We start from the raw sequence: 25894 nt of genomic DNA on the forward strand, positions 1-25894 counted from the left end.
GGTCATCCTTGGGGCTGTTCGTCAAGGTTCACAGGTCGGCGTTCAGGGGTCGGCGGCGTCCGGCGGGGCGGCAGAGAGGCGGCCCTCGGCATCCGAGATCTGGGTCCGCAACTGGGCGATGGCATCGCTCAGCTCGGCATATTGGCGTTCCATATCGGCCAGCCTTGCCCGTCCGACCTCGATCGTTGCGGCGATCTGGGTCCGGTTGGCGCCGCCGGGTTCATACAGTTCCAGCAGCTGGCGGATCTGTTCCAGGCTGAAGCCGAACCGCTTGCCGCGCAGGATCAGGGTCAGTCTGGCCCGGTCGCGCCGGTCGTACAGGCGATGCTGGCCGCGGCGATGGGGAAAGATCAGCTCGCGCGCCTCGTAGAAACGCAAGGTGCGGGGCGTGACCTCGAAATCGTCGCACATCTGGCGGATGGTCATCAGATCGTCGGACATTGGGTGCGGTTCCTCCTCAACCGGCGTTCCGTCCTTGCACCCTGTCTAGCCGCAAGTTGACGCGGACGTAAGCAAGACGCGGCGTCACGGGCGGACCTGCCGTGACGTCAGTTCAGCTGGGTCAGCTGGTCTGCCGTGCTGCGGCGCAGCTGATCCAGATCGGCGCGGGCGGTCTGCAGATCGGCAATCTGGCCGTCCAGCACCGCCAGCTGGCGGTCGGCCATGTCGATCCAGACCTGATACTGTTCCCGGGAACCCTTCTTGTCATAAATCTGCAGCCATTGCCGGATCTCTTCCAGCGAAAAGCCGAAGCGGCGGCCGCGCAGGATCAGCGTCATCCGCGCCACCTCGCGCGCGCCATAGAACCGGGTGCGGCCTTCCTTGCGGGGCTGCAGCAGTTCGATATATTCGTAATAGCGCAGCGTCCGGGGCGTCACGTCAAAGCGCGCGCACATGTCTTTAAAGCTGATCCGGTCGTCGGTCATCCGCGCCTCCTTCACGATTTCCCTTGGCGTCAACCTAAGCGCAGACGCATCCTTTCTCAACCGAATCGCGCAGTTTGGGCGTGCAACCCCGCGCCGCAGTCTGGCCGACGAACCCTGAAGGAAGCCCCCCGATGACCGAACCCGATGACCATGCCCGCATCGCCCAGCAATTCATCGAGGCGATCCCTCATGCGCGGGCACTTGGCATGCAGGTGGACGAGATCGGCAAGGGGCGCGCCACGATCAGCATGTCCTGGGCCGAACATCTGGTCGGCGATCCGCGCAGCGGTGTCATTCATGGCGGCGTGGTGTCCACGCTGATGGACACCTGCTGCGGGGCGGCGGTGATGGCGCATCCGACGGCGCCGCAATCGACCGCGACGATCGATCTGCGGATCGATTACATGCGCGCGGCGACGCCGGGACAGCGGATCACGGCGCGGGCCGAATGCTATCACATGACCCGCAGCGTGGCGTTTCTGCGGGCCGTGGCGCTGGACGAGGATGACCAGAATCCCGTGGCCACCGCCACCGGCGCCTTCAACGTGGTGCGCTGAGATGGGCGACCGCAACGAACCCCTGCATCAGATCAAGTCGCGCCGCGACAGCGCGCTGCATGCGATGGTCAGCAATGTGCCCTATCTGGGCTGGTTGGGCATTCGTTTCGACCGGCGCGGAGACGAGCTGACGGCGATCCTGCCCTATGACGACAAGCTGATCGGCAATCCCGCCCCTGCCGCGCTGCATGGTGGCGTGACGGCCGCCTTTCTGGAGGTGACGGCGATCATCGAGCTGGGCTGGACCGCCATGTGGGAAGATCTGGAATCCGGCCGCATCACCCCCGATGCCGCAGTCGAGGGCAGCCTGCCGCGCCTGCCCAAGACGATCGATTTCACCGTCGATTACCTGAGGGCGGGACTGCCGCGCGACGCCTATGCGCGGGCGCGGGTGGTGCGGTCGGGGCGGCGCTATGCCTCGGTCCATGTCGAGGCGTGGCAGGACAACCGCGCCCGGCTGATCGCACAGGCAACCGGCCATTTTCTGATGCCGCAGGGCTGATCCCTGCCACTGCGGGAACGAAGGTTCGCCAGCGCACGTTATGCGGGTATGAGATGAATAGTTCTGTGCAAAATTGCACAAGGGCTGTGCGCGCGTTGGGGTGCCGGTTTGTCGCAGGCAGCCGTATATTCTTTCACAGTGTGTTTTTTAGTTCGGAGTTCAATGTTATGCGTGCACCTGTTGCCCAGACCCAATTTCGCCCGGTCATCTCGCGCAGCGATTGGGCGCTGATCGCCAACGCGCTGGTCCCCTATTCGCACAATTCGGAATATCGCGACCTTCTGGACAGGTTGGGGCGACAAATGTCCCATATGGACCACACCCCCGCCGCCAATCTGGAGCCGCGCAGCCTTCAGCTGCGCAGGGGGTAATCGCGCGGAACAGGCTTTGTAGCGCCGGTGATGTGGACCTGATGTCCCGCCGGCGCGTTCTCTCTTTGCTGCCAGCAAGGCTCTGTCCCAGGCAGTGCCGATCCAGGCAAGGCCGAACCCGGCCGGGCCGAACCCAGCAAGGAATGAACACATGACTGATGCCACCCTGACGTTTGACGGCCTTCCGCCCCTGACCGGCATGGTCGAGACCGGCGGCGATTATCTGCGCTTTCGCACATCGCCTTCCCTGTCGATGGAGGATCTGGACGGCTTGCGCGATGGCGTGGTCGTGATGGACGGGGCGTCCGAGGATGTGGTTCTGGAAAGCGCCCATCCCCGCCATCCCACACCGGGGCTGGAGGACGGCCCGGACGAGCTGGAACTGACGCTGCGCCGCATCCAGCCCGCCGCCAAGGGCTGAGACCCCGTCGGCGGATCTGCGCTGCAGCCCCTGCGTGTGCAGGGAACGGCAGACAGGGCCGCGCGTTATCGGCCCAGACCCCAGAAGGAGGAACTGGATATGGACCATACCAATCACCCCAGACTGACGACCGAGGAATATACCGATGCCGTTCTGACCGGCGCCACGGTCTATGGACCCGGCGATGAAAAGATCGGCAGCATCTCGCATACGCATGGCATTGGCGACGGTGCGCAGGCCGTCATCGAGGTCGGCGGGTTTCTGGGCATCGGCGCCAAGTCGGTTCTGGTCCCGGTCCGCGATCTGGACCTGATGCGCAACGAGGCGGGCGAGGTTCACGCGGTCACCAAATGGACCAAGGACAGCCTCAAGGACATGCCGGAACACACGCACTGACCGGCCCCTGACATCCAACGAAGAACGCCCGCAGGACCGATGTCCTCGCGGGCGTTTTTTCAGGCCGATCGAACAGGGGCGGCGGTGCATGCACCAGCCCACCCGGTCGACTGGCAGGCATGATGATGGTGACCCCGGCAGGACGCCGCGAGATCACGTTTTTCCAAATCAAAACAATGGGACTGCACGGGACACCGGCCACGATAACGGCGCGTTGCGCGCCAATGGCTTAGCGACCGGTTCGGGACACGAAAATCCCGGCGATGCATTCAAGATGCAGGCCGTTATGCAGCGTGAGGCACAGGCACACGCCCTAACCGTGGCGGTGCTGAACTGCGACCGTGACGACCGAATCCCCTTCCTTGAGGCAATCTTGGATGGCCTGCGGGCCGGGATGCCGATTGCCCTGTTTGGCACAATCATGGCCGAGGCCAGTTTCTGGGCCGACCGCGCCAGCCGCGCCGAGCGCAAAGCCTATTGCGCCGCCTGCTTCGCCTGCCTCGACCCCGAGGACCAGGACGCCTTTCGCATCTTCATCGAAGAACGGAGGGCGGCATGATCGTGCAGCGCCTTGATCGCACCCCGTGGTTACTTGAGGATCTGCAAGATCTGAGAGATCACGCGCGCGTCGATCCCAATGGTTACGACGATGTAGCCCTTCGCCGAATGTTCGTCGCAGCCGTCCTTGAAGCCGAGGAACATGGTCAGCTTGCTCTGTTCCCGCAGACAGTGCGGGTCACCTTGGACGCATGGCCGCGTGGGCACACTTTCCGCCTGCCCATCGGACCACTGCTGGACTGGGACAGCGTAAGCACCACGGCGGACGGCCAGCCTTTCGAAGACTTCAACACGATGACCGGCCAGTGGCCCGTGCTGCGCTTGACCGGCGCACGTCCCTGCGGACAGGTCGTGATCGAGTATGCGTCAGGTTGCGAATACCAAAGCCATAAAATTCCCACTGATCTGGCCCATGCCCTCATGGATCAGGCCCTTGCCTATTACGATGCGCGCGGGCCGGGCGACCCCAAGGCTCAGGCGCTATCGCCCCATTTTGCCCGGATCGTCGGACGGTATCGCGGGGTCCGCATATGAGGGCCGAGCATGCCTATACCGGCGTGGCCGAGGTGGACCATCTGCTGTTCAGTTGGGGTCGCGTCATCGCAGATGCAAAGGGCTGGTCGCGGGGCTTTGCCCTGTCCATCCAGCGCGACCGCAAGAAGGCAGGCTGGGTGCCCAGTGTGCGCCAGCTGTCCATCATGCGCCAGCTGGTGGCCGAGCTGCCCGCCGTCGAGGGCGACGACGATCCCGATCTGATCGAGCGAAACTGAGACTTCCCCGCGCGCCATGTGCGCGGGTTCTTCGGACAGGTGCGGGCTTTCACGGGTTAGCCGGCGCATCCGTCTTAAAGCGCTACCGGGAACGGGCCAGAGCGCAAGGGCAGCTATCCCGCGTCACGCGGTCTCTCCAAGCCCTAAGGCCACGCTGCCACCCAAAGGCGGCGAACATGGGAGAGCGGTCCGAGCCTTGGGAAAGGCAGGACTGACCTAAGCGGCGGGCTCGTCCGAATGGGCAGGTCAAGATCGCGGCGGTCAGGGCGGGAAGGCTGGGTTTTCAACCCCGGCCCTTAACCCGCTTCCTGACCGTCACAACGGGCTGAACCGATGGGCAAGCCAGAAGATAGGCGACGGCTGAGAATGGAGACGGGCATGAGACTGAACAACAAAAGCGCGAGACTGGCAGTGAACGCTTGGCTGGTGAGCACTGGCCGCCCGGCTCTTCCTGTCAGCCTGCCTTATGAACAGTTTGCAACCGAGCTGCGGAAGGTGTGGGCGCGGACGATGGTTCAAGTGCCTTTCGTGGACCGTGCTGAAGCCGTCGCCTACATCCGCGACGTGGCGCGGGCGGTGTCCCAATGACCCCTGACCTCTTTGAAAATGGTCCCAATGCCCCGACTTCGGTTTTGGCTGGGGACCGACGACAGACTGTTCCTTTCTCCCTTTTGGAAAAAATCCGGGGAAAATCGCCGGGCATCCGCGCAATTCAGTTTTTGGGGCTTTTGCACGTGCCCGAGGGGAAAAAAGCCGGAAAACCCCTAAAATTGGCAAATTTTCAGCGGAATTTCGTGAAAGGGGCACTTGCCAAGAATGTCACGGTCGGCGTCCTGTCGATCGGGCGCGGCAATGCCAAGACGGCGCTGTCGGCGGGCCTTTCACTGGCCGAGCTGGTCGGCGCGCTTGAGGAACGCCCTCAGCCCAATCGGGAAATCATCTTCGCAGCCCGCAACCGCGATCAGGCCCGCATCGCGTTCAATTTCCTGCTGGGCTACATCCGGGGCCTGCCCGAGGCTGACCAGTCGCTGTTCACGATCCGCCGCGGCTCCAAGCTGGAAGTCGAATTTGGCGGCAACGGCGGCGGGTTGGCGCGCTGCATCGCCGCTGATGGCAAGTCGGTTCTCGGCGGTTCCCCGACGCTGGCGATCATGGACGAACGCGCGGCATGGGAACGGGCCAAGGGCGACGACCTTGAGAACGCCATCCTGTCGGGTCTTGGCAAGCGCGACGGTCGGGCGCTGATCATCTCGACATCGGCCCCCGACGACACCAACACGTTTTCGCGCTGGCTGGATCAGCCGCCCCCCGGCAGTTACGTTCAGGAACACCGGCCTTCCTTCGGCCTGCCCGCCGATGATCTGCCGTCGCTGCTGGCGGCGAATCCCGGCGCGTCCGAAGGCATCGGCTCGTCTGCCGACTGGCTGGTTTCCCAGGCACGAAGCGCGATTGCGCGCGGCGGATCGGCCCTGTCCAGCTTCCGCAACCTGAACCGCAATGAGCGTGTGTCGATCGAGAACCGCAGCGTTCTGGTCACGGTGGACGAATGGCTGTCTGCCGAGGTGGCCCCCGATGATCTGCCCGCCCGTGAAGGCCCCTGCATTCTGGGCGTGGACCTGGGTGGATCGCGCAGCATGTCGGCGGCGGCATTCTATTGGCCCGACACCGGACGGCTTGAAGCCTTGGGCACGTTCCCGGCCTTCCCCTCACTGGCAGATCGAGGCGCGTCCGATGGCGTGTCGGGGCGCTACAGCGAAATGCACGATCGCGGCGAACTGTCCGTCATGGGCGAAAACACGGTGCCGCCCGGCCCGTGGCTGGCCGAAATCGTGCGCCAGCTCGACGGCATCCAGCCCGTGTGCATCGTGGGCGACCGCTTCCGGGTGGCCGAGTTCAACGAGGCTCTGAACAAGGCCGGGCTTGGCCGGGTGCCCTTCCTGTGGCGCGGCTTCGGCTGGAAGGACGGCAGCGAGGACATCGAGCGGTTCCGCCGTGCCCTGTTCGATGGAGAACTGAAGGTCGCGCCGTCGCTGCTGCTGCGCTTCGCCTTTTCGGATGCGGTCACCATCATCGACCCGGCAGGCAATGCCAAGCTGGGCAAGGGCCGGTCCCTTGGCCGCATCGACGCGGCGGCGGCGACCGTGCTGGCCGTGGCGCAGGGTGCCCGCATGAAGGCGACCCCGCAGCGGAAGGCGCGTGTGCAATGGATGTGAGGGCAGCACATACCCGGCACTCGAAGCGCGTTACCGCAACCCGCCGTTGGCAGGTCTTGCGCCATGTCATCCTTGAGCGGGACGGCTGGAAATGCCGCTGCTGTGGCGCGCGTGGCAGGCTGGAAATCGACCATATCAGGCCGGTGCGCCACGCCCCCGAGCGGGCCTTTGACCCTGCCAATTTACAGGCCCTTTGCAGCCCCTGTCACACCAAGAAAACCCGGATCGAATGCGGCCAGCCCGCCCCGATCCAGTCGTCCGCGCGTGATGCGTGGGCAAAAGCCGTTGCCGATCTGGCGACGACCCCCAACCCGGCAATGTAAGGAAAACACATGCTGAACTCTGTGAAAATCGCCCGTCGCCAGTCGGAAATCCGGCAGGCTCTGGCCGAGCTGGTCGGCAAGCCCACCCCGACCGAGGACGAAACCCGCCAGATGGAAACGCTGGACGGCGAGTATCGGACCAATGAGACCCGCTATCGCGCATCCCTCGTCTCCGAGGATCAGGAACGTCGCGAGGCCGGGGCCGATCTGGAAACCCGGTCGGATCGCGAATGGCAGGATCTGATGGGGCGGTTCGAGCTGCGTCAGGTCGCGCTGTCGCTGGACGAGGGCAAGGCGCTGTCGGGCGCGACTGCCGAAATCGTGGCCGAGCTGCGCAACGCGGGCGGCTATCAGGGCATCCCGGTTCCTCTGGCGGCGCTGGAAACCCGTGCAGGCGAAACCATCGCGGCAGACGTGCCCAATCCCAAGGTGATCCGCCCCGTCATCGACCGGCTGTTTCCCGGCAGCGTGGCCGAGCGCCTTGGTATCCAGCGCATCAATATCACCTCGGGCGAACTAGCCTTCCCGGTGGCGACGGCGGGTGCCGTGTTCGGCTGGCAGACGACCGAGCTGGGCAATGTCGGCGCGGCGTCGGAATACCAGACCACCGAACGCAGCCTGAACCCCGATCACACGGGCGGCGCGCAGATGATCCTGTCGCGCAAGGCGCTGAAACAGGCGGGCGACGGGCTGGAAGCGGCCATTCGGCGCGATCTGAATGCGGCGATCGGTGCAGAGCTGGACCGTGTTGCCATCATGGGAAGCGGCGCGGCGGGCCAGCCTCTGGGCATGATCCCCGGCGCAGAGGAATATGGCATTGCCATCACCCCTGTCGGCGCGGCTGCCACCTGGGCGGCGTTCCGGGCGCAGATCGTGGCCTTCATGGAGGCCAATGCGATCACCTCGGCCAGCCAAGTCAATCTGGGCTTCGACCCCGCCATCTGGGCCGAGCTGGACGAAGCGCTGATCACCGGCACTGCTGTGTCGGAATGGGACCGACTGACCAAGCATGTCGGCACCCCCGCGATCAGCAACGTGATCCCGGACGCGACCGCGATCATGACGGCCACCGTGCAGGGCATCGCGCCGGGCTATCTGGGCATCTATGGCGGGGTGGACCTGATCCGCGACCCCTACACCAAGGCGCAGTCGGGCCAGTTGGTCCTGACCGGTCTGGTCACTGCGGACTTCACCGTCCCGCGCGGCCTGCAAACCCGCATCCTGACCGGCATCGGGGGCGAATGATGCTGTGGGGCGGTCACAATGGCAGCCTTGAGCTGCGGTCGGAGGGCGGGGCAACCCGCCTGACGGCCCGCTTTCCCTATGGCCGGGAAACGGAAATCGCGGCGGGGCGTCTTGAGGTGATCGCCCCGCGCGCCTTCCGCGACCGGATCGAGCGCGGCGAGGAAATCCACCTGTTGGCCGGGCATGATTTCAACCGCCCGCTTGCGGCCCGATCGACGGGCAACCTGACCTTGACCGACAGTGACGATGCCTTGGTGATCGAGGCCGAGATTGACAGCGGGACCAGCTGGGCCCGCGATTTTCTGGCCGCGCATGGTTCCGGCCTGATCCGGGGCGTGTCGCCGGGTTTCCGCGTCCCGCGCGGTGGGGAACGGATCGAGCGGCGCGGCGCGGGCATCCTGCGCACGATCGCCTCGGCCGAGCTGTTCGAAATCTCGGCCGTTACCCGCCCGGCCTATCCGGAAGCGCAGATCGAGGCGCGCAACTGGCAACCCGTGGGCGAGGTGGCCGAACGCCTGGTCACGCATCACTTCAAGCGTTGGAGGCTCTGACATGGGGCTGATGGACATTTTCCGGCGCAGGGCACCGGCAATCGAAACCCGCGCCGTCCAGCCGGGCTATACTGCCTCTTTGATGGCCACGCGCGAAGCGTGGATCTCCGGGGCGGCGGGTCTGGGCGAACTGACGGCAGCGGTGCAATCCTCCGTGAGCCTCTGGGAGGCAGGTTTGAGCCTCGCAGACGTTCGGGGCACCAACATGCTGGATCGGCGCAGCATGGCCTTGACCGCCCGCGCTCTGGCGCTGCGTGGCGAATGCTTGTTCTTGATCAGGGATGATCAGATCATTCCTTGCACCGATTGGGACATCTTGACCCGCTACGGCCAGCCCCGCGCCTATCGCGTCGGGCTGCCCGAAATTGGGGGAGGGCGGAATGAGACCGTGCTAGCGGGGGAGGTGCTGCATTTTCGGATCGGCTGCGATGCCACGACGCCCTGGGCGGGATCTGCGCCCCTGTCGCGCGCCCGTCTCTCGGCTGAATTGCTTGAAGAAATCACCACCGCTATGCGCGACGTGTTCCGGGATGCGCCGATCGGCAGTCAGATCGTGCCCACACCCGATGGCAGCGCCGAACAGATGGAAGATCTTCGAGGCGGTTTCCGAGGGCGGCGCGGCGCCACACTGGTGGTCGAGGGCGTGGCACAGGCAGTCGCGGCAGGGATGCACCCTCAGCTTGGCAAGTCGCCTGACCAGCTTTCCCCGCAACTCGACAAGACGCTAGCCGACAAGCTGCTGATCGAGGCCAAGGGCGATATCTACGGCGTGTTCGGCATCTTGCCCGGTCTGGTCAATCAATCGACCACCGGCCCGATGGTCCGCGAGGCGCAGCGGCATCTGGCTCAGCTGGTCCTGCAGCCCATCGCCAACCTGCTGGCCGAGGAGGCCACAGACAAGCTGGGCGATGCGGTGACGATCGACGTGGTGCGCCCGATGCAGGCGTTCGACCACGGCGGCAAGGCCCGCGCCCTGGGCGCGATGGTCAAGGCGCTGGCCGAGGCCAAGGCGGCAGGTATTGCGGACGTAGCGTTTCAGGATGCCCTGAACTTCATCGACTGGCAGGAGGATTGAGCCGTGCTCGTGATGACTCCCGCCGCAAAGAGGATGCTGCGTAACGAGCGCCGCCGCGAGCGCGATGGCCTGCGTGGGCGATTGGGCAAGGACCGATCCGAAGCCATCGTGGCCGGTCTGCGGCGCATCATGCGGCATGAGTTTGTCGAGGGTCGCACGGCAACATTGTTCGGACTGGAAGGACCGATGCGTCACGCGATGCGGGAAACGCTGTGCCTGCAAGGCTGGCAATGGGCGGATGCCGACGACACGGCCCGCCAGCTGGTCGCGGCTGCGCTGGCCAGCCTTTGGGCGATCCGCCCGACATGGAATGAGGGACAGCCGGAATGGACGATCGAGCAAGGGACGTTGATCGCGCGGACGCGCTGCGCCCGGTGCCAAGCACCGCTGCCGGAGGGGCATTACAAGTTCTGCTCACGCCTGTGCAGCACGGCCTTCAATTCGTGGCTTTCGAACATGCGCCGGGCAGAGGAGAGCAACGTGATGCAGATAGCTGCGCGCATGGGTTGACCTGCGCCTGGTGCGGCGCTGAACTGCCCGCAGGCTGCACGATCCGCCGCGAATACTGCGACAAGGCATGTGCTGCCCGCTTCCGCGCCGCTGACAAGCGCGCCCGGACGGTCGCAGACCGCAAATGCCTGTGGTGTAGCGGACCGATCGCCCCCGAACTGCGCCCAGGAACGATATACTGCAGCCGACGATGCAGCTGGAGATGTCAAAGCGATCAGGAAAAGAAACGCAGATCCTGCGACAATTGTGGCAAGGTTTTCCGTGGGCACGGGCGGTTCTGCCGTCATGAATGCTATGGGAAGAGCAAGCGGACGCGGCATCCAAAGGAATGCCCGGTCTGCCGTCGGACGTTCAGACCTCACCGTGTCGAGCAGGTTTGCTGTTCGCAGAGGTGCAGGCGCGCGCGTGAAAAGCTCTAATTTTCTTTTTCATCGCCGGGCAGAGATCCATCACCATGCAGGGACTCGTCACTGTTGGGCAAGTATCGCCCATCTGGGTCAGGCGAAAGCCCACTCAAAACCCACTTGAATGATGGGCTGGCAACCATCTCGGCAATGTCCTTAACCGCGCGCCTCGCTTCATAGATCGACCGGGCGTCAAAGACTTTTATTGATCTAGGATCAAAAGAACCTTCAAGCCTGGCCACAATCTCAGCGTTCATGCTCCGGTTGTTTAGCTCTGCGGCATACTTGATCTGGTCGCGCATCCCGTCAGGGAGCCGCACTACAAACTGATCAAGTTGCTTGCTGGGAGGTTTTGTCATGACGCTTATCCATTGTGTGATACGCAGATGCGATTATTCCACCTTGACTGCAATCCTACGCTTTGCATATCATAGGAATTGCATATCATAGAGGGCAATCATCATGATCCAAAGTGCAGCGGGCAGTGAGGAGGTTGTTGCGACCTCTCTTCGGATGCCCAAAGACGTTCGCGACGCGCTGAAAATCCAAGCGATCAGAGCCGGGCGGTCATACAACACCCATGCGGTGATGATCCTGTCCGCCGCACTGACCAGCCATGAAAAAGACCGCCAGGGCGGCTACCCTGACGGTCTTGAGCAATCCCAACTCTCAGAAAGGATCTAGCCATGAATATGGATCAGACCAAGGACGAAAGCAAGGACCGCGCGCAGCTGTCGGAGGCCGATCAAGAGGTCGAACAGTTCTGCGATCGGGTCGAGGCTGCAATGAACAGCCAGCTTGAGCTGTGCATCGCGGGCATGTTCATTCTGTTGAACTCTGACAAGCTGCGCCACCTTGAAAGCGCGCCCGAGGTGCTGGCTCTAAGAGGCATCATCGGCGCGATCAAGGAGCGTGCGAATGCAATCTTGATCGAGGTTGAAACCGACAGCTACGACGCGGCGATCAGGGATGCTTTCGGGGGTGCGGCATGACTTCTGCCCCGCTGAACGAAGCTCAATTTTTGTCGATCCTCGACCGGCTGTCCCCGGCCCAGATCCGGAAATTGGCAGTCCTCTGCAGCGGTGAAGCCGCAGGTGGTTTGCCCGACCTGGCGGCCCCGCTGCTGTCGCTTGCGGATGGCAAGGACTGGGAACAAGAACAGAGCGAGGCGGCCTGATCATGTCCCGGCCTTCCGCACCGTCCATGCCGACGGAACGCCAGATCCAAGACGCGTTCAAGGCCGTGACGCTTGTTAATCCCGGCGCGCGCATCGCGCGCGTCGGCCCCGAAGGCATCACCTTCGAACATCCCGACGAACGCCGCCAGTCAGGCGGATGGGACCGCAAGCCATTTTCGGCGGTGCAGGCATGAGGTCGGTTTCATATCTGCGGTCCAAGCTGCGCCGGGGCCGGTGGTTTCACACCTACCGGCGCGGCGACAAGGAAATCTCCCTTGGGGTGCATGGTCTGCACCCGACCGACCCGCGCGTGTTCGCGGCCTATTGTGCCGAACATGCCCGTTGGGAACAAAGCCCTGCGGGAACGGTCACACCCAAAGGCGGCACCTTTGCGTGGGCGCTCGATATCTACAAGGCAAGCCCGGCATGGGCGAAGCTGGCCCGGACAACGCAAATGAACCGCGACGCGATTTATCGTCGGTATGTCAAGGCTCAGGGCAACCGCCCGCTGTCCAGTATTGCGCCTGAGGATATCGAGGCGGCGCTGTATGCCAAAGGCGGCAATGCGGCGGTGAATGAGCTGAAGGCACTGAAGCCGATTTTCTTCCACGCCTATAAGCTGCGGATCATTTCAGCCGATCCGACGCGCGGCCTGAAAATGGTTCGACCCGAAACAGAGGGCTTCGCGACGGCAGGTGTCGATGAAATCGCCGCCTATCAGAAAAAGTGGCCGATTGGGTCGGTCGAGCGCCTCGTGTTCGATCTGGCGCTGTATACCGGGGCCGCGCGTGTCGATCTGGCCAAACTAGGCCGCCGCAATATGGTTGACGGCGTTCTGCAATATCGGCGGCAAAAGACCAACACGCTGGCCCAGGTGCCGCTGACGCCCGAGCTGCGCGCGGTGGTTGGCAGAACAGCACACATTGCCCCTGCTTTCATCCTGAACGGGAAGGGCAAGCCCTACACGGCGGAAAGCCTTGGAAACCTGTTCCGGGATGCCGCAACAAAGGCCGGAATGGCTGCGCGCCTTCACGGCCTGCGCAAAGCGTTTTGCGTTTACTGGGCAGAAAAGGGGGCGACGACCCACCAGATCGCAGCCATGGCCGGTCATATGACGCTTGGCGAAGTTGAACGATACACCCGCGCAGCCGATCGGCTGAAGATGGTCAAACTGTTGGTCGAGGGATCATGAAACGGGACACGCAAGCCCAGAAACGGGACACACTTTGCCAGAATGATGAAATTGCTCAACATTCCGGCGCGATTCTGAGAAATGGTGACCCCGGCAGGACTCGAACCTGCAACCGATTGATTAGAAGTCAATTGCTCTATCCAGTTGAGCTACGGGGCCTGACCTGTCGTTCTCTTACCGTCACAACGCGCGGCATTCAAAGCCTTATCGCATCCGCGGCAAGCGTGACGCCTTACAGCAGCAGCGTCATGAAGACGGAATGCGGATCGGCGCGATAGCTGCCAAAGGGCGGGCATTCGGTAAAGCCCTCGCGCGCATAGAGGCTGCGGGCGGCGACGAAACCGGGCTGCACGCCGGTTTCCAGTGACAGGCGATGAAAACCCGCCTGCCGGGCATGAGCGAGCAGATGCCGCAACAGCATCCGCGACAGGCCGCGCCCGCGTTGTTCGGCCAGCACATGCATGGATTTGACCTCGGCATGGGACGCGCCCAGATCCTTGATGGCGCCCATCGCGACGGGCTGGCCCGCATCGCGAACCACGAAAAAGGCGATGGCAGCTATAGCCAACGCATCCTTGGGCATCGTGTGGACCGATTCGGGGGGCGTGTCGGCATGCATCTCGGCGGTGTGGCGCTGAAACAGCGCGTCCAGATCCGCCCCAAGCGGGTTTTCCCTGTCGATCGTCAGCGTCATTCCCGGACCTCTATGCGCGTTGCCCCGCCCGACCTATCGTGGCGGGGCGCGCGGGTCAAAGGGTCACGACGCGGGCATCAGCACCCGATCCAGGACCGGCACCAGCCGTGCCACCGTGCCATCCACATCCTTCAGCTTGTCCAGACCGAACAGACCAAGGCGGAAGGTGGAAAAAGCATCGCCCTCGTTCAGGGCCAGCGGCACGCCCGCCGCGATCTGGGTGCCAAGGGCGGCAAAGGCGCGGCCCGACTTCACCTCGGGATCGGCGGTATAGCCGACGACGACGCCCGGTGCCTGAAACCCCTCCGCCGCGACCGACCGGATGCCCCGCGCGGCCAGTTCGGCCCGCACGGCGCGGCCAAGGCGCCATTGCGCGTCGGCGGCTGCGGCAAAGCCCATGGCGCGGGTCTCGTCCATCGCGTCGCGCAGGCCCAGCAGCGCGTCGGTGGGCATGGTGGCGTGATAGGCGTGGCCGCCATCCTCGTATGCGGCCATGATCGCGCGCCATTTCTTCAAATCCAGCGCAAAACTGTCACTGGTCGTCGCCGCCAACCGTTCGGCGGCGCGATCCGACAGCATCACCAGCCCGGCAGCGGGCGAGGCCGACCAGCCTTTTTGCGGGGCCGAGATCAGCACATCCACCCCGGTCGCCGCCATATCCACCCAGACCGCCCCCGAGGCGATGCAGTCCAGCACCATCAGCGCGCCGACCTCATGCGCGGCACTTGCCAGCGCGGCGATGTAATCATCGGGTAGGATCAGCCCGGCCGAGGTTTCGACATGCGGCGCAAAGACCGCATCGGGGCGGGTGTCGCGGATCTTGGCCACGACCTCGTCGATCGGGGGCGGGGCATAGGCGGGCTGGGGCTCGTTCCCCTGCGGGCGGGCCATTGCCACCGTCACCTCGCGCGCGAAACCGCCGGCGTCGAAGATCTGGCTCCAGCGATAGCTGAACCAGCCGTTTCGGACGATCAGCGCATGGGCATCGCGGCCGAACTGGCGGGCGACCGATTCCATCGCATAGCTGCCGCCGCCCGGCACGATCGCCACCTGCGCGGCGCCGTAAACCTCGGCCAGCGTGGCGGACAGGTCGCGCATCACCTGCTGGAACCGCTGCGACATGTGGTTCAGCGAACGGTCGGTGAACACGACCGAGAATTCGTCCAGACCCTGCGGGTCGATCTGGGGGCGCTGATGGGGCATGGGGCGTCCTTTCGCATCTGTTGCGGGCAGGTTATCCAAACCGACCCCGCGCCGCCAGACCGCCAAAGGGCTGGGGCCCGTTCCCCCCTTGCAGGCACCCCCATGGCGCGACTACCTTCGCAGCTGTCAGCAACACACGGGTTTTCCATGCATATCGGCATCCTTCAATGCGGCCAGTCGCCTGCGCAGCTGAAGCAGGCCCTTGGCGACTATCCCGACATGTTCATGCGCCTGCTGGACGGGCGCGGGTTCACCTTTGCGGTCTTCCATGTCGAGGCTATGCAGTTCCCCTCCAGCATCCATGATGCCGATGGCTGGCTGCTGACCGGATCGCGCCATGGCGTGTACGAGGATCATCCCTTCATCCCGCCGCTGCAGGATTTCATCCGTGCCGCGCATCAGGACGGCGTGCCGATGGTCGGCATCTGTTTCGGCCATCAGATCATCGCGCAGGCCCTGGGCGGCACCGTCGTCAAGCATCCCGCCGGATGGGCGGTCGGCACGCAGGATTACGAATTCGACGGCGCGACGCTGCGCCTGAACGCCTGGCATCAGGATCAGGTGGTGGCCCTGCCGCCGGGGGCCGAGGTCGCGGGCCGCAACGCCTTTTGCGAAAACGCCGCGCTGATCTATGGCGACCGGGCCTATACCGTGCAGGCGCATCCCGAATTCGACGACGCCTTCGTGCAGGGCCTGATGGACACTCGCGCCAAGGGCGTGGTGCCCGACGACCTGCTGGCCGACGCCTCGGCCCGGATGGGGCAGGACAAGGCGTCCCCGCTGATCGCCGACCGGATCGAGGCGTTTTTCAAACAACCCCGCGCACTCGTGCGCCAAGACGCGCACGGTGCCGCATGACCGACTGGACCGACAAGCTGCCGCAGGCCGCCCGCGATTTCATGGCGGGCCGCCGCCTGGACGAGGTCGAATGCATCGTCGCCGATATCGCCGGCGTGGCGCGCGGCAAGGCGATGCCCGCGTCGAAATTCGCCCGGCAGAACCAGTTCTATCTGCCCAATTCGATCTTTCTGCAGACGATCACCGGGGAATGGGCCGACAACCCCTCGGGTGCGTTCACCGAACCGGACATGGTGATGACGCCCGATTACTCGACCGCCACCGCCGCGCCCTGGACGGCGGACTGGACCATTCAGGTGATCCACGACGCCTATGACCAGCAGGGCAACCCGATGCCCATCGCACCGCGCAATGTGCTGAAGCGCATCGTGAAACTGTACGAGGACAAGGGCTGGAAGCCCGTCGTCGCGCCGGAAATGGAATTCTTTCTGGTCGCCCGCAACATCGACCCCAACCAGCCGATCATCCCGCCGATGGGCCGGACGGGGCGCCGGGCGGCGGCCAAACAGGCCTATTCCATGTCGGCGGTCGATGAATACGGCAAGGTCATCGACGACATCTATGATTTCGCAGAGGCGCAGGGGTTCGAGATCGACGGCATCCTGCAGGAAGGCGGCGCCGGTCAGGTCGAGATCAACCTCAACCACGGCGATCCCGTGGCCTTGGCCGACGAGATCTTCTATTTCAAGCGCCTGATCCGCGAGGCCGCCCTGCGCCACGACTGCTTTGCCACCTTCATGGCCAAGCCGATCGAGGGCGAACCGGGCAGCGCGATGCATATCCACCATTCGGTCACCGATATCGCCACCGGCCAGAACATCTTTTCGGACGATCAGGGCCGCGAGACCCCGGCCTTTCTGCATTTCATCGCCGGCATGCAGAAACACCTGCCCGCCGCGGTGGCGCTGCTGGCGCCCTATGTGAACAGCTATCGCCGCTATGTCCCCGATTTCGCCGCCCCCATCAATCTGGAATGGGGCCGCGACAACCGCACCACGGGCCTGCGCGTGCCGATTTCCGGACCCGAGGCGCGGCGTCTGGAAAACCGTCTGGCGGGGATGGATTGCAACCCCTATCTGGGCATCGCCGCCAGCCTCGCCTGCGGCTATCTGGGCCTGCTCGAGGCGGAAAATCCCCGCGACGAATGTCTGGGCGACGCCTATATGTCGCGCGACGAGCTGCCCTATAATCTGGGCGACGCGTTGGATCTGATGATGGAGAACGCCGCCATGCGCGAGGTGCTGGGCGACGAATTCTGCGCCGTCTACGAATCCGTCAAGCGCAACGAATACAAGGAATTCCTGCAGGTGATCAGCCCGTGGGAACGCGAACATCTGCTGCTGAACGTATGAACCTGCTGCATCTGAACGACCGCGACGGGGCCTATCCGCCCAGCCTTTACGCCGATCAATGCGGCCCACAGGCGCCATTGCCGCCCCTGCAGGGCGAGGCGCGCGCCGATGTGGCCGTGATTGGTGCAGGCTATACCGGCCTGTCAGCCGCCCTGCATCTGGCCCAGGCCGGGCTGTCGGTGACGGTGCTCGAGGCGCAGCGGGTGGGCTTTGGCGCCTCGGGGCGCAACGGCGGCCAGATCGGGTCTGGTCAGCGGCAAGAGGTCGACTGGCTGGAAACGCATCTGGGCCGCGACAGGGCCCGCCAGCTGTGGGATCTGGGCGAGGAGGCCAAGGCCCTGACCCGCGATCTGGCCGCCCGCGCGGGCGTGCCCGTCCGCGACGGCATCGCCCATGCCTGCCGTTCCGCCCCCGAGGTCGCCCATGCCCGCCACATGGCCGACCATCTGGCGCAGCATTACGGCTATGACAAGGTGCAGCCGCTGGACCGCGATGCGCTGGAGGCCGCGATTGGCAGCACCGCCTATGTGGGCGGCGATCTGGACCGGGGCGCAGGTCATGTCCAGCCGCTGGCCCTGACGCTTGGGGTGGCGCGTCTGGCCCAGGCCGCAGGCGCCCGGGTCCACGAGGGCAGCGAGGTCACGGCGATCGACCACGCCCCCCATGCAGGCGCCCCCAGCAGGATCCGCACATCGCAGGGCGATCTGCGCGCGGATCACGTCATTCTGGCCTGCAACGGCTATCTGGGGCGGCTGGACCGGAGCATCGCCGCCCGCGTCATGCCGATCAACAATTACATCGTCGCGACCGAACCTCTGGACAAGGCCTTCCCCGAGATCCTGCCGGACCGCATCGCCGTGGCCGATACGAAATTCGTGGTCAATTACTGGCGGCTGGACGATCAGCGCCGTCTGGTCTTTGGCGGGGGCGAAACGGCGACCTATCGTTTTCCCCGCGACATTCAGGCCGTGGTCCGCCCCCATCTGCTGTCGGTCTATCCGCAACTGCGCGATGTGGCCCTGACCCATGCTTGGGGCGGCACGCTGGCCATCACGATGAACCGGATGCCTTGCTTTGCCCGGCCCGCGCCGAACTGCCTGTCGGCCAGCGGCTATTCCGGTCATGGCGTCGCGCTGGCCATGCTGGCTGGACGCCTGATGGCCGAGGCGGTGAGGGGCCAGGCCGCGCGTTTCGATGCGATGGCGGCGATCCCGACGCGGCCCTTTCCCGGCGGAGCGGCCTTGCGCGCGCCGCTGCTGGTCGCGGGCATGGCATGGTTCGGATTGCGCGACCGGCTCGGGATCTGAGGGCCGGGCGCTCGGGCCAGTCAGGCCAGTCAGTCAGGCCGGGCGCAGGCCCGTCCGTTCCATCACCTGCTGCCGGATCTGCGCCGAATCCCGGTCGCTGACGCCCAGCAACCCGGCCACCAGACGGATCAGACTGTCCTCATCCGCGCCGCGCGCCTGATCGGCCAACGCGACCTCCCACAGGGCGCTCAGCACGCCCCGGCGATCCTCCAGCGCGATGTGATCCTTGATCTGCTTGGTAAAGCGCACCGTGTCGCTGGCCTCGGCCTCAAGCCCCTCGGCTTCGATCCGAAGCGCTGCGGCTTCCTCGGCGCTCAGGCCCCGGCGCTGCGCCAGAACCGCGTCGATGCGGCGGCGCTCGGCCTCGTCGTAATGGTCGTCGGCCCGCGCCAGCCGCACCAGCAGGGCGGCAATCGCCAGCTCGGCCTCATCGGCATCGAAGGCTGCGGGACCGGGCGTCTTGCCCATCAAACGGCTCAGGAAATTCTGGATCATCGCCAGACCCTGCCCGGCGCGGCCGTCGCGGTCCAGCCCGGCCCGATCACATCTGCGGCAGGGCGCACCGTCACTCGACCTCCGGAATGCGGATGCGCCCCTCGGCCACCGGCACCGCGCGACCCGACACGCAGACCTGCGCCAGCCGCCCGTCCCGGACGGTGATCCGCAAGCCCAGCTGGGACGGGCGCCCCATCTCGACGCCCTGGCGCAGCGCGATCCGCGCCGCGCCCTCGGGCAGCACGCCCGCCTCCAGCAGCGCGGCGGCCAGCACCGCCGTTGCCGAACCGGTCGCCGGATCTTCCGGAATGCCCGCCGCCGGGGCAAACATCCGCGCCCGATAGCCCGCGCCATCGGGGGCATAGCAATACAGCTTGTCCAGATCGCCGGTCAGCGCCGCAAAAGCCTCACTCATGGGCCGTGCCGCAGCCAGGGCCGCCAGATCGCGCAGCGGCGCAAAGACGAATCCCGGCCCGGCATGGGCAATGCAGGGGCGATGCGCGCCAAAGCCCACCTGACCGACCTCCAGCCCCAGCCCTGCCGCCACCGCCCCCGGCGTCACAGGCTGCGGCGACAGCACCGGCAGCACCGGGGCCTCGAACTCCGCCAGCCCCGCCGTGATCGCAACCGGCACCGGCCCGGCCTCGGCCTCCAGCACCAGTGCCCCATCGGCGCCGCCCGCCAAATGCAGCGCACAGCCGATGGTCGGATGACCGGCAAACGGCAGCTCGGCCACCGGCAGGAAAATCCGCACCCGCGCCCGATGGGCCGGATCGCGCGGTGCCATGACGAAGATCGTCTCGGACAGGTTGAACTGGCGCGCGATGATCTGCATCTGCGCGGCGTTCAGACCGTCCGCCCCCATCACCACCGCCAGCGGATTGCCCGAGAACGCCCGGTCCGTGAACACGTCATAGATATGAAATTCCAGCATGACGCCCTTTCATCTTGGCCCCAATATCCCCGGGGGAGTCGCCTGCCAAGGCGACGGGGGCGGGAGCCCCCTTCCGCCTATCAGTATTTCTGCGGCACGAACAATTCGCGCGGCAGCACGTCGCGTTCGTAATCGGGGTTGAACACCCGTTCGGGCAGGCTGATCTGTTCGTGCTGGACATCGGCATAGGGGATCATGCCCAGCAGATGGTCCATGCAGTTCAGCCGCGCCCGCTTCTTGTCATTGCCCGGCACGATGTACCAGGGCGCCTCGGGGATGTTCGTGCGCTCGAACATGTCCTCCTTGGCCTTGGTATAGGCCTCCCACCGGATGCGGGACTGCAGGTCCATCGGCGACAGCTTCCACTGTTTCAGCGGATCGTGGATGCGGATCTGGAACCGCATCTGCTGTTCCTCGTCGGTGATGGAAAACCAGTATTTCACCAGCCGGATGCCCGAGCGCACCAGCATCCGCTCGAATTCCGGAACGTCCTGAAAGAACTGCTCGACCTCGTCCTCGGACGCAAATCCCATCACCCGCTCCACGCCCGCGCGGTTGTACCAGCTGCGGTCGAACAGCACGATCTCTCCGCCCGCCGGCAGATGGGGGACATAGCGTTGGAAATACCATTGGGTCTTTTCGCGGTCGGACGGCGCGGGGAGGGCCACGACGCGGGCCACGCGCGGGTTCAGGCGCTGTGTGATCCGCTTGATCGCACCGCCCTTGCCAGCCGAATCGCGGCCCTCGAAGATCACCACGACCTTTTCCTTGTGATGGCTGACCCAGTCCTGCAGGCGGATCAGTTCCGATTGCAGGCGCAGAAGCTCGTGGAAATAGGTCTTGCGGTCCATCTGGTCGGGATGGTGGCTGCGATAGATGCGGCGGATCTCGGCGGACAGAACGGCGTCTTCCAGCTCGATCTCGATATCCTCGTCCAGATTCTCCTGCAGCTCGGCTTCCAGCCAGTCCTTGTAGGTGTCGCTCATCAGACGTCTCCGGAATGTGTCGCTGCGGTCTAGGATGGAAGTGTGACAGTCATGTGTCAGCGGACGAACAGCCGCGCGCATTCCGGCGTGACCGCCAGAACCATGCCGCCGTCGCGCAGCCCGTCCACGGTGCCGCACCAGGCGCCTTGGGTGGTGAACAGGCTTTGCGTGCCCCGCGCCGGACGATAGGCGATGCGCCGCCCATTCAGATCGAACAGGTTCAGCACCCCCCCGGCATTGGGCGCGTAATAGCCCAGCACCGACCCGTCCGAGGTAAAGATGACCCGCTGCTCATTGGCCGGATTGTCGGGGCGGTTGCCCCTGATCGCCTGCGAATTGGCGGTGTTTCCGGCAGAATTCCACGCCGCATGGGGCGCGTTGGCCGCGCGGGCGGGATTGTTGGCCGGATGGCCCGGTCCCAGATCGAAGGGCAGCTGCGTGCGGTCCAGCACCACCAGCGGCGCATCGGCTGTGGCGGGCAGCGGGGGCGCCAGCATCAGGGTCACCATCAGCATCAGGATCGTCATCAGGGCAGGGCGAAACATGGCGTCGGTCGGTCCCGTCAATCTTTTGGCCCATCATGACCAAGGACGCCGCCGCATGCCAGCCCATCATGCGCGGTTGCGCCAAGGGATCGGCGGGCCTAAGCCGTGATGGACAGCCGCCCGCGCGCGGCGGACGAAACCCGGGGGGACACAGCATGGCCGACGACGATTATGTCTATGACGAGGCCAGCGGCGAATGGCGCCCTGCTGCCGACATCGCCGCCGAGGCCGCGTCCGGCGGGGCTGTCCGCGACAGCGCCGGCACGCCCTTGGAAAACGGCGATCAGGTCGTCGTCATCAAGGATCTGAAGGTCAAGGGCAGCAGCACCGTGATCAAGCAGGGCACGGTCATCCGCGCCATCCGCCTGACCGACGACCCGGCCGAGGTCGATTGCCGCCATGATGGCATGCGCGGGCTGGTGTTGCGGACCGAGTTTCTGCGCAAACGCTAGGGTCACCGCGCGGGGGTCACAGCGCGGGCGTCAGGCCCGCAAAGCCGCCGCCAGCCGGTCCCATTCCTGCGGGCTGCCGGGGATGCCAAGCCGCAGCCAGCGGTCGGAATAGGGAAAGCGCCGCGTCCACAGATGGGCGCGGGCAAGCCGGTCCTGCGCGGCCCCGGCATCCGGGGTATCATACAGTCGGAACAGATGCGTGCCGCCAAGCGGCTGCCAGCCCGCGCGACTGGCCAGTTGTTCAAGATACAGGCTCGCCTCGCTGTGATAGAGCACCGTCTGATCCGCCCAGTCCCGGTCGGCCATCGCCTGCGTCGCGATCTGCAGGGCGGGGCCGTTGACGGACCACGGCCCGGCGGCCTCGCGCAGCCGTTCCAGCAGATCCGGGGCGGCGATGACAAAGCCAAGCCGCAGCCCGGCCAGCCCCCAGAACTTGCCAAAGCTGCGCAGCACCACCGCATTGGCGGGCAGATCCGGGGCCAGCGACAGATCGGGGCGCGGATCGGCGAAACTTTCATCGACCACCAGCCAACCCACCTGTCGGGCCAGCGCGATCAGCGCGGCGGGGGTCCATTCGCGCCCATCGGGATTGTTCGGATTGACCACCACGGCCAGATCGGCGCCCGCCATCGCGGCACTGTCGGCGGCGGGGCTGACCTGCCACCCGGCAGCGGTCAGGCTGGCCGCATGTTCGTTATAGCTGGGCGTCAGCACCGCCGCCCGCCGCCCCGGCAACAGGCGCGGCAGTAGTTGGATGGCCGCCGAGGCCCCCGCGACCGGCAGCACCTGCGCGGGGTCGCAGCCGAACCAAGCGGCGGCGCTGCGGATCAGCCCGGCCTCGGCCTCGGCGGTCGGCAGGGCGCGCCAGGCACTGGCCGTGACCGCAGGCACCGGCCAGGGGCGGCGGTTGATGCCCGTCGACAGGTCGATCCAGTCGCCCGCCCCAAAGCGTGCCACCGCCGCATCCAGATTGCCGCCGTGATCCCGTGCCATCGCGCCCTCTTGCCCCTTTGCGCTCTGCTAGGCCAGCCCGCGTCCCGCTGCAAGCGGGCGGGCGGGCCGGTGATTCCCGCTTTACACAGGCGGCAAAGGCCTACACGATATGTGGTGTAGGCATCCGGGCAGACCCGCCCGGTGTTGTGCAACCGCCCACACGCAGCGGGGCGGACCACGGCAGGAGGCAGGCTATGGCACAGACCGACCATTTCATCGCCAGCGACGAGATCCACCCGATCGACATCGTCGAGGCCGTGGCCACCCATCACGCATGGGATTTCGACCGTCTGGCCGAAGATCAGATCGCCATGGCGGTCGAGGGTCAGTGGCGCAGCTATTCCCTGACGCTGGCATGGTCGCCGGGCGACGAGGTGCTGCGCCTGATCTGCACCTTCGACATGGACCCGCCGGAAGGGCGGCTGCCCGCGATCTATGAAACCATCAATCTGGCCAATGATCAGGTCTGGGACGGCGGATTCACCTTCTGGGCGCCGCAGCGGCTGATGGTCTGGCGTTACGGTCTGGTCCTTGCGGGCGATGCGATCGCCCTGCCCGAACAGGTGGACCAGATGATCGGCAATGCGCTGACGGCCTGCGAGCGGTTCTATCCCTCTTTCCAGCTGGCGGGATGGGGCAACACCACCCCCGCCGCCGCGCTGGACATCGCGCTTGGCGCCGCCTACGGACGGGCCTGAGAAAGGGTCTGAGGACGGGTCTGATTGGGGCGGCAGGCCCGCGACGAAAGGGAAACGAACATGAGCGATTTCAACCAGATCAACCGGCGCGGGCTGGTGCTGGTCGGCTGTGGCCGCATGGGCGGGGCGATGCTGACCGGCTGGCTGGCGCGCGGTCTGGAACCCGGTGCCGTCACCGTGCTGGACCCCCGGCTGGCGCCCGAATGGCAGGACCGGGGGCTGCGGGTCAATGCCGCGCTGCCCGAACGCCCGGCCGTGCTGGTTCTGGCGGTCAAGCCGCAGATGATGGGCGATGCGCTGGCGGCCATGCCGGATCTGTCGGACACGCTGGTCATCTCGGTCGCGGCAGGCACGACGATTGCCACGTTCGAGGCGGCCTTTCCCGGCGCCCCGATCGTGCGGGTGATGCCCAACACGCCCGCCGCCATCGGGCAGGGGATCAGCGCGATGATCGGCAATGGCGCCGCCACCCCCGCCCATCTGGACCTGACCGAGGCGCTGATGCGCGCTGTGGGCCGGGTGGTGCGGCTGGACCGCGAGGATCAGATGGACGCCGTCACCGGCCTGTCGGGCAGCGGCCCGGCCTATGTCTTTCACCTGATCGAGGCGATGGCCGCAGCGGGCGAGGCGCAGGGCCTGCCCGCCGCGCTGGCGCTGGAACTGGCACGGGTCACCGTGGCGGGGGCGGGCGCGCTGGCCGTGGATGCGGACGAAGACCCGGCCGTGCTGCGCCAGAATGTGACCTCTCCGAACGGGACGACGGCGGCGGGGCTGGCGGTGCTGATGGATGCGGATACCGGCCTGCCGCCGCTGATGGCGCGCACCGTCGCCGCAGCGACCGAACGGGCCAAAGAACTGGGTCGTGAACTGGGGCGGGCCTGACATGACCATCACCTATGACGATTTCCTCAAGGTCGATATCCGCGTGGGCACCATCACCCGCGCCGAACCCTTCCCCGAGGCGCGCAAGCCCGCCATCAGGCTGTGGGTCGATCTGGGCGATCTGGGGGAACGCAAATCCTCGGCGCAGATCACCCGGCATTACGATCCGGCGACGCTGGTCGGCACGCAGGTGCTGTGCGTGGTGAACTTTCCGCCGCGCCAGATCGGCCCGGTCCGCTCCGAAGTGCTGGTGCTGGGTGTGCCCGACCCGGACGGCGAGGTCGTGCTGATCCGCCCCGATCTGTCCGTCCCCAACGCAGGAAGACTGTTTTGAAGGTTCTGATCACCCGCCCGATGACCGCCCGCGCCGCGGATGCCATCCGCGCGGCCTGCGACGCGACCTTCCGCGACAACACGCCCCTGACCGAAGGTCAGGCCGCACAGGCGATGCGCGATCATGACGCGATCATCCCGACGCTTGGCGATGCCTTTACGGCGGCGGCGTTTCAGGGCGATCCGCGCTGTCGCCTGCTGGCCAATTTCGGCGCAGGCTTCAACCATATCGACATCGCGGCGGCCCGCGCGGCAGGCGTCACCGTCACCAACACCCCCGATGTGGTGACCGATGCGACCGCCGATATCGCGGTGACGCTGATGCTGATGGTCCTGCGGCGCGCCTCCGAGGGCGAACGCATCCTGCGCGCGGGACAATGGACCGGCTGGAACCCCACGCAACTGTTGGGGCACGAGATGTCGGGCCGGACGCTTGGGATCATCGGCATGGGCCGGATCGGCAAGGCGATCGCGCGGCGCTGCCATCATGGCTTTGGCATGGATGTGGTGTTCTTCAACCGCTCGGTCGTGGCCGATGCGGGGGTGCCCGCGCGCCAGATCGACGATCTGCGCGCCCTGCTGGCCGCCTGCGACGTGGCGGTGATCGCGGTGCCGGGGGGCGCCGGCACGCGCGCCCTGATCGGCGCGGACGAGCTGCGCGCCCTGGGGCCACAGGGCTGTCTGATCAATATCGCGCGCGGCGATGTCGTGGACGAAGACGCCCTGATCGCCGCGCTGAGCGATGGCACCATCGCGGGCGCGGGCCTTGACGTCTATGCCCGCGAACCGCATGTGCCCGCCGCCCTGATCGCCGCACCCAATGCCACGCTGTTGCCGCATCTGGGCACAGCGACGGATGAGACGCGCACCCGGATGGCCCTGCGCGCGCTGGCCAACCTGCAGGCCTTTGCCCAAGGCACCCCCCCTCGCGATTTGGTGAGCTGAGGAACCGCGCCCCGGTCCCGGCGTTT

The 25894-nt window shown here is 65.7% G+C and carries 38 protein-coding genes and 1 tRNA gene; 28 read left to right on the forward strand and 11 right to left on the reverse strand.

The genetic code is table 11. The features are described 5' to 3' along the window. Positions 1 to 42 precede the first annotated feature (42 nt). Both EG885_RS05680 and EG885_RS05685 read right to left on the reverse strand, forming a co-directional pair. Entirely contained in the window at positions 43 to 441 is a 399-nt protein-coding gene (locus EG885_RS05680; protein WP_131573512.1) for a MerR family transcriptional regulator, read from the reverse strand. A 107-nt stretch (positions 442 to 548) separates the two neighbouring features. Continuing rightward, the gene (locus EG885_RS05685; protein ID WP_131573513.1) at positions 549 to 926 is read right to left on the reverse strand and encodes a MerR family transcriptional regulator; all 378 of its coding nucleotides are present in this window, start codon (positions 924 to 926) and stop codon (positions 549 to 551) included. 131 nt (positions 927 to 1057) lie between these two features. On the opposite strand from EG885_RS05685, the gene EG885_RS05690 reads away from it, so the two are divergent. From EG885_RS05690 to EG885_RS05760, 15 genes are all read left to right on the forward strand, one after another. Further along, entirely contained in the window at positions 1058 to 1483 is a 426-nt protein-coding gene (locus tag EG885_RS05690) for a PaaI family thioesterase (RefSeq protein ID WP_131573514.1), read from the forward strand. Between the two features lies 1 nt (position 1484). Continuing rightward, positions 1485 to 1985 carry a PaaI family thioesterase gene (locus EG885_RS05695; RefSeq protein WP_131573515.1) on the forward strand — a complete coding sequence of 167 codons (501 nt, stop codon included), beginning with the start codon at positions 1485 to 1487 and terminating at the stop codon, positions 1983 to 1985. A 167-nt stretch (positions 1986 to 2152) separates the two neighbouring features. Continuing rightward, a complete protein-coding gene (locus EG885_RS05700) occupies positions 2153 to 2356 on the forward strand; it encodes a hypothetical protein (RefSeq protein WP_131573516.1) in 204 nt (67 codons plus the stop codon). 151 nt (positions 2357 to 2507) lie between these two features. Then, complete coding sequence (locus EG885_RS05705; protein WP_131573517.1) at positions 2508 to 2777, forward strand: hypothetical protein; 270 nt, start codon at positions 2508 to 2510, stop codon at positions 2775 to 2777. 99 nt (positions 2778 to 2876) lie between these two features. Further along, positions 2877 to 3173, forward strand: coding sequence for a PRC-barrel domain-containing protein (locus EG885_RS05710; protein WP_131573518.1), 297 nt, complete (start codon positions 2877 to 2879; stop codon positions 3171 to 3173). Positions 3174 to 3261: 88 nt separating this feature from the next. Then, positions 3262 to 3732 (forward strand): hypothetical protein, encoded by a 471-nt coding sequence (locus EG885_RS05715; RefSeq protein ID WP_131573519.1) that lies wholly within the window; start codon positions 3262 to 3264, stop codon positions 3730 to 3732. Beyond that, positions 3729 to 4265, forward strand: coding sequence for a head-tail connector protein (locus tag EG885_RS05720; RefSeq protein WP_131573520.1), 537 nt, complete (start codon positions 3729 to 3731; stop codon positions 4263 to 4265). Before EG885_RS05715 ends, EG885_RS05720 begins: the two co-directional genes overlap by 4 nt. After that, the gene (locus EG885_RS05725) at positions 4262 to 4501 is read left to right on the forward strand and encodes a hypothetical protein (protein WP_242679520.1); all 240 of its coding nucleotides are present in this window, start codon (positions 4262 to 4264) and stop codon (positions 4499 to 4501) included. Before EG885_RS05720 ends, EG885_RS05725 begins: the two co-directional genes overlap by 4 nt. A 378-nt stretch (positions 4502 to 4879) precedes the next feature. Further along, a complete protein-coding gene (locus EG885_RS05730) occupies positions 4880 to 5089 on the forward strand; it encodes a hypothetical protein (RefSeq protein WP_131573521.1) in 210 nt (69 codons plus the stop codon). After that, entirely contained in the window at positions 5086 to 6714 is a 1629-nt protein-coding gene (locus EG885_RS05735) for a terminase large subunit domain-containing protein (protein ID WP_131573522.1), read from the forward strand. Before EG885_RS05730 ends, EG885_RS05735 begins: the two co-directional genes overlap by 4 nt. Next, the gene (locus tag EG885_RS05740) at positions 6705 to 7037 is read left to right on the forward strand and encodes an HNH endonuclease (RefSeq protein WP_131573523.1); all 333 of its coding nucleotides are present in this window, start codon (positions 6705 to 6707) and stop codon (positions 7035 to 7037) included. Before EG885_RS05735 ends, EG885_RS05740 begins: the two co-directional genes overlap by 10 nt. A gap of 9 nt (positions 7038 to 7046) precedes the next feature. Further along, on the forward strand, positions 7047 to 8282 hold the full coding sequence (locus tag EG885_RS05745; RefSeq protein ID WP_131573524.1) for a phage major capsid protein: 1236 nt from the start codon (positions 7047 to 7049) through the stop codon (positions 8280 to 8282). Then, complete coding sequence (locus tag EG885_RS05750; RefSeq protein WP_379107471.1) at positions 8279 to 8833, forward strand: HK97 family phage prohead protease; 555 nt, start codon at positions 8279 to 8281, stop codon at positions 8831 to 8833. Before EG885_RS05745 ends, EG885_RS05750 begins: the two co-directional genes overlap by 4 nt. Before the next feature lies 1 nt (position 8834). Then, entirely contained in the window at positions 8835 to 9908 is a 1074-nt protein-coding gene (locus EG885_RS05755; protein ID WP_131573525.1) for a phage portal family protein, read from the forward strand. A gap of 12 nt (positions 9909 to 9920) precedes the next feature. Further along, on the forward strand, positions 9921 to 10418 hold the full coding sequence (locus EG885_RS05760) for a hypothetical protein (RefSeq protein WP_242679525.1): 498 nt from the start codon (positions 9921 to 9923) through the stop codon (positions 10416 to 10418). A 415-nt stretch (positions 10419 to 10833) separates the two neighbouring features. On the opposite strand, the gene EG885_RS23440 is transcribed toward EG885_RS05760, so the two are convergent. Beyond that, entirely contained in the window at positions 10834 to 11181 is a 348-nt protein-coding gene (locus EG885_RS23440; protein ID WP_131573527.1) for an Arc family DNA-binding protein, read from the reverse strand. Positions 11182 to 11284: 103 nt separating this feature from the next. Between EG885_RS23440 and EG885_RS05770 the strand changes: the two genes are divergently transcribed. From EG885_RS05770 to EG885_RS05790, 5 genes are read left to right on the forward strand one after another with little or no spacing between them, the layout of a single operon-like run. Then, positions 11285 to 11506 carry an Arc family DNA-binding protein gene (locus EG885_RS05770; RefSeq protein WP_131573528.1) on the forward strand — a complete coding sequence of 74 codons (222 nt, stop codon included), beginning with the start codon at positions 11285 to 11287 and terminating at the stop codon, positions 11504 to 11506. A 2-nt stretch (positions 11507 to 11508) separates the two neighbouring features. Next, complete coding sequence (locus tag EG885_RS05775; RefSeq protein WP_131573529.1) at positions 11509 to 11814, forward strand: hypothetical protein; 306 nt, start codon at positions 11509 to 11511, stop codon at positions 11812 to 11814. Beyond that, on the forward strand, positions 11811 to 11999 hold the full coding sequence (locus EG885_RS05780; protein WP_131573530.1) for a hypothetical protein: 189 nt from the start codon (positions 11811 to 11813) through the stop codon (positions 11997 to 11999). Before EG885_RS05775 ends, EG885_RS05780 begins: the two co-directional genes overlap by 4 nt. A 2-nt stretch (positions 12000 to 12001) precedes the next feature. Then, positions 12002 to 12193: a hypothetical protein gene (locus tag EG885_RS05785; RefSeq protein WP_131573531.1), complete on the forward strand. Its 192-nt coding sequence runs from the start codon at positions 12002 to 12004 to the stop codon at positions 12191 to 12193. Next, entirely contained in the window at positions 12190 to 13191 is a 1002-nt protein-coding gene (locus EG885_RS05790) for a tyrosine-type recombinase/integrase (protein WP_165571052.1), read from the forward strand. The genes EG885_RS05785 and EG885_RS05790 overlap by 4 nt, the downstream gene beginning before the upstream one ends. 82 nt (positions 13192 to 13273) lie before the next feature. Here EG885_RS05790 and EG885_RS05795 read toward each other — a convergent pair. The 3 genes from EG885_RS05795 to EG885_RS05805 all read right to left on the reverse strand — a co-directional run bounded on the left by EG885_RS05795 (position 13274) and on the right by EG885_RS05805 (position 15088). Next, a tRNA-Arg gene (locus tag EG885_RS05795) sits at positions 13274 to 13350 on the reverse strand. Positions 13351 to 13423: 73 nt separating this feature from the next. Continuing rightward, positions 13424 to 13885 carry a GNAT family N-acetyltransferase gene (locus EG885_RS05800; RefSeq protein WP_131573533.1) on the reverse strand — a complete coding sequence of 154 codons (462 nt, stop codon included), beginning with the start codon at positions 13883 to 13885 and terminating at the stop codon, positions 13424 to 13426. Positions 13886 to 13948: 63 nt separating this feature from the next. After that, on the reverse strand, positions 13949 to 15088 hold the full coding sequence (locus tag EG885_RS05805; protein WP_131573534.1) for an aminotransferase class V-fold PLP-dependent enzyme: 1140 nt from the start codon (positions 15086 to 15088) through the stop codon (positions 13949 to 13951). 147 nt (positions 15089 to 15235) lie between these two features. On the opposite strand from EG885_RS05805, the gene EG885_RS05810 reads away from it, so the two are divergent. Genes EG885_RS05810 through EG885_RS05820 form a run of 3 tightly spaced genes read left to right on the forward strand, consistent with a single transcriptional unit; the run spans position 15236 to position 18605 of the window. Continuing rightward, the gene (locus EG885_RS05810; protein WP_131573535.1) at positions 15236 to 15946 is read left to right on the forward strand and encodes a type 1 glutamine amidotransferase; all 711 of its coding nucleotides are present in this window, start codon (positions 15236 to 15238) and stop codon (positions 15944 to 15946) included. Beyond that, positions 15943 to 17298: a glutamine synthetase family protein gene (locus tag EG885_RS05815; RefSeq protein WP_131573536.1), complete on the forward strand. Its 1356-nt coding sequence runs from the start codon at positions 15943 to 15945 to the stop codon at positions 17296 to 17298. The genes EG885_RS05810 and EG885_RS05815 overlap by 4 nt, the downstream gene beginning before the upstream one ends. After that, on the forward strand, positions 17295 to 18605 hold the full coding sequence (locus tag EG885_RS05820; RefSeq protein ID WP_131573537.1) for an NAD(P)/FAD-dependent oxidoreductase: 1311 nt from the start codon (positions 17295 to 17297) through the stop codon (positions 18603 to 18605). The genes EG885_RS05815 and EG885_RS05820 overlap by 4 nt, the downstream gene beginning before the upstream one ends. Positions 18606 to 18638: 33 nt before the next feature. Here the strand turns inward: EG885_RS05820 and EG885_RS05825 are convergent, their stop codons facing one another. From EG885_RS05825 to EG885_RS05840, 4 genes are all read right to left on the reverse strand, one after another. After that, positions 18639 to 19100, reverse strand: a complete 462-nt coding sequence (locus tag EG885_RS05825; RefSeq protein WP_131573538.1) for a tellurite resistance TerB family protein — start codon at positions 19098 to 19100, stop codon at positions 18639 to 18641. Between the two features lie 70 nt (positions 19101 to 19170). After that, positions 19171 to 20034: a PhzF family phenazine biosynthesis protein gene (locus EG885_RS05830; RefSeq protein ID WP_131573539.1), complete on the reverse strand. Its 864-nt coding sequence runs from the start codon at positions 20032 to 20034 to the stop codon at positions 19171 to 19173. An 80-nt stretch (positions 20035 to 20114) separates the two neighbouring features. Further along, positions 20115 to 21020 carry a polyphosphate kinase 2 gene (gene ppk2, locus EG885_RS05835; RefSeq protein ID WP_131573540.1) on the reverse strand — a complete coding sequence of 302 codons (906 nt, stop codon included), beginning with the start codon at positions 21018 to 21020 and terminating at the stop codon, positions 20115 to 20117. Positions 21021 to 21076: 56 nt separating this feature from the next. Next, positions 21077 to 21586: a hypothetical protein gene (locus EG885_RS05840; protein WP_242679522.1), complete on the reverse strand. Its 510-nt coding sequence runs from the start codon at positions 21584 to 21586 to the stop codon at positions 21077 to 21079. 134 nt (positions 21587 to 21720) lie between these two features. Here EG885_RS05840 and EG885_RS05845 point away from each other — a divergent pair, with 134 nt between their 5' ends. Continuing rightward, positions 21721 to 22017: an alkylphosphonate utilization protein gene (locus EG885_RS05845; RefSeq protein WP_131573541.1), complete on the forward strand. Its 297-nt coding sequence runs from the start codon at positions 21721 to 21723 to the stop codon at positions 22015 to 22017. Between the two features lie 30 nt (positions 22018 to 22047). Here the strand turns inward: EG885_RS05845 and cobD are convergent, their stop codons facing one another. Then, a complete protein-coding gene (gene cobD / locus EG885_RS05850) occupies positions 22048 to 23010 on the reverse strand; it encodes a threonine-phosphate decarboxylase CobD (protein ID WP_131573542.1) in 963 nt (320 codons plus the stop codon). A gap of 194 nt (positions 23011 to 23204) precedes the next feature. Between cobD and EG885_RS05855 the strand changes: the two genes are divergently transcribed. Genes EG885_RS05855 through EG885_RS05870 form a run of 4 tightly spaced genes read left to right on the forward strand, consistent with a single transcriptional unit; the run spans position 23205 to position 25868 of the window. Further along, on the forward strand, positions 23205 to 23708 hold the full coding sequence (locus EG885_RS05855; RefSeq protein ID WP_131573543.1) for a type III secretion system chaperone family protein: 504 nt from the start codon (positions 23205 to 23207) through the stop codon (positions 23706 to 23708). A 60-nt stretch (positions 23709 to 23768) separates the two neighbouring features. Continuing rightward, complete coding sequence (proC, locus tag EG885_RS05860; RefSeq protein ID WP_131573544.1) at positions 23769 to 24590, forward strand: pyrroline-5-carboxylate reductase; 822 nt, start codon at positions 23769 to 23771, stop codon at positions 24588 to 24590. Position 24591: 1 nt separating this feature from the next. After that, positions 24592 to 24924, forward strand: coding sequence for a tRNA-binding protein (locus tag EG885_RS05865; RefSeq protein WP_131573545.1), 333 nt, complete (start codon positions 24592 to 24594; stop codon positions 24922 to 24924). After that, positions 24921 to 25868, forward strand: coding sequence for a 2-hydroxyacid dehydrogenase (locus tag EG885_RS05870; RefSeq protein ID WP_131573546.1), 948 nt, complete (start codon positions 24921 to 24923; stop codon positions 25866 to 25868). The genes EG885_RS05865 and EG885_RS05870 overlap by 4 nt, the downstream gene beginning before the upstream one ends. Positions 25869 to 25894: the final 26 nt, after the last annotated feature.

The sequence above is a fragment of the Paracoccus nototheniae genome (assembly GCF_004335005.1).
In the GTDB taxonomy this organism is placed as follows: Bacteria; Pseudomonadota; Alphaproteobacteria; order Rhodobacterales; family Rhodobacteraceae; genus Paracoccus; species Paracoccus nototheniae.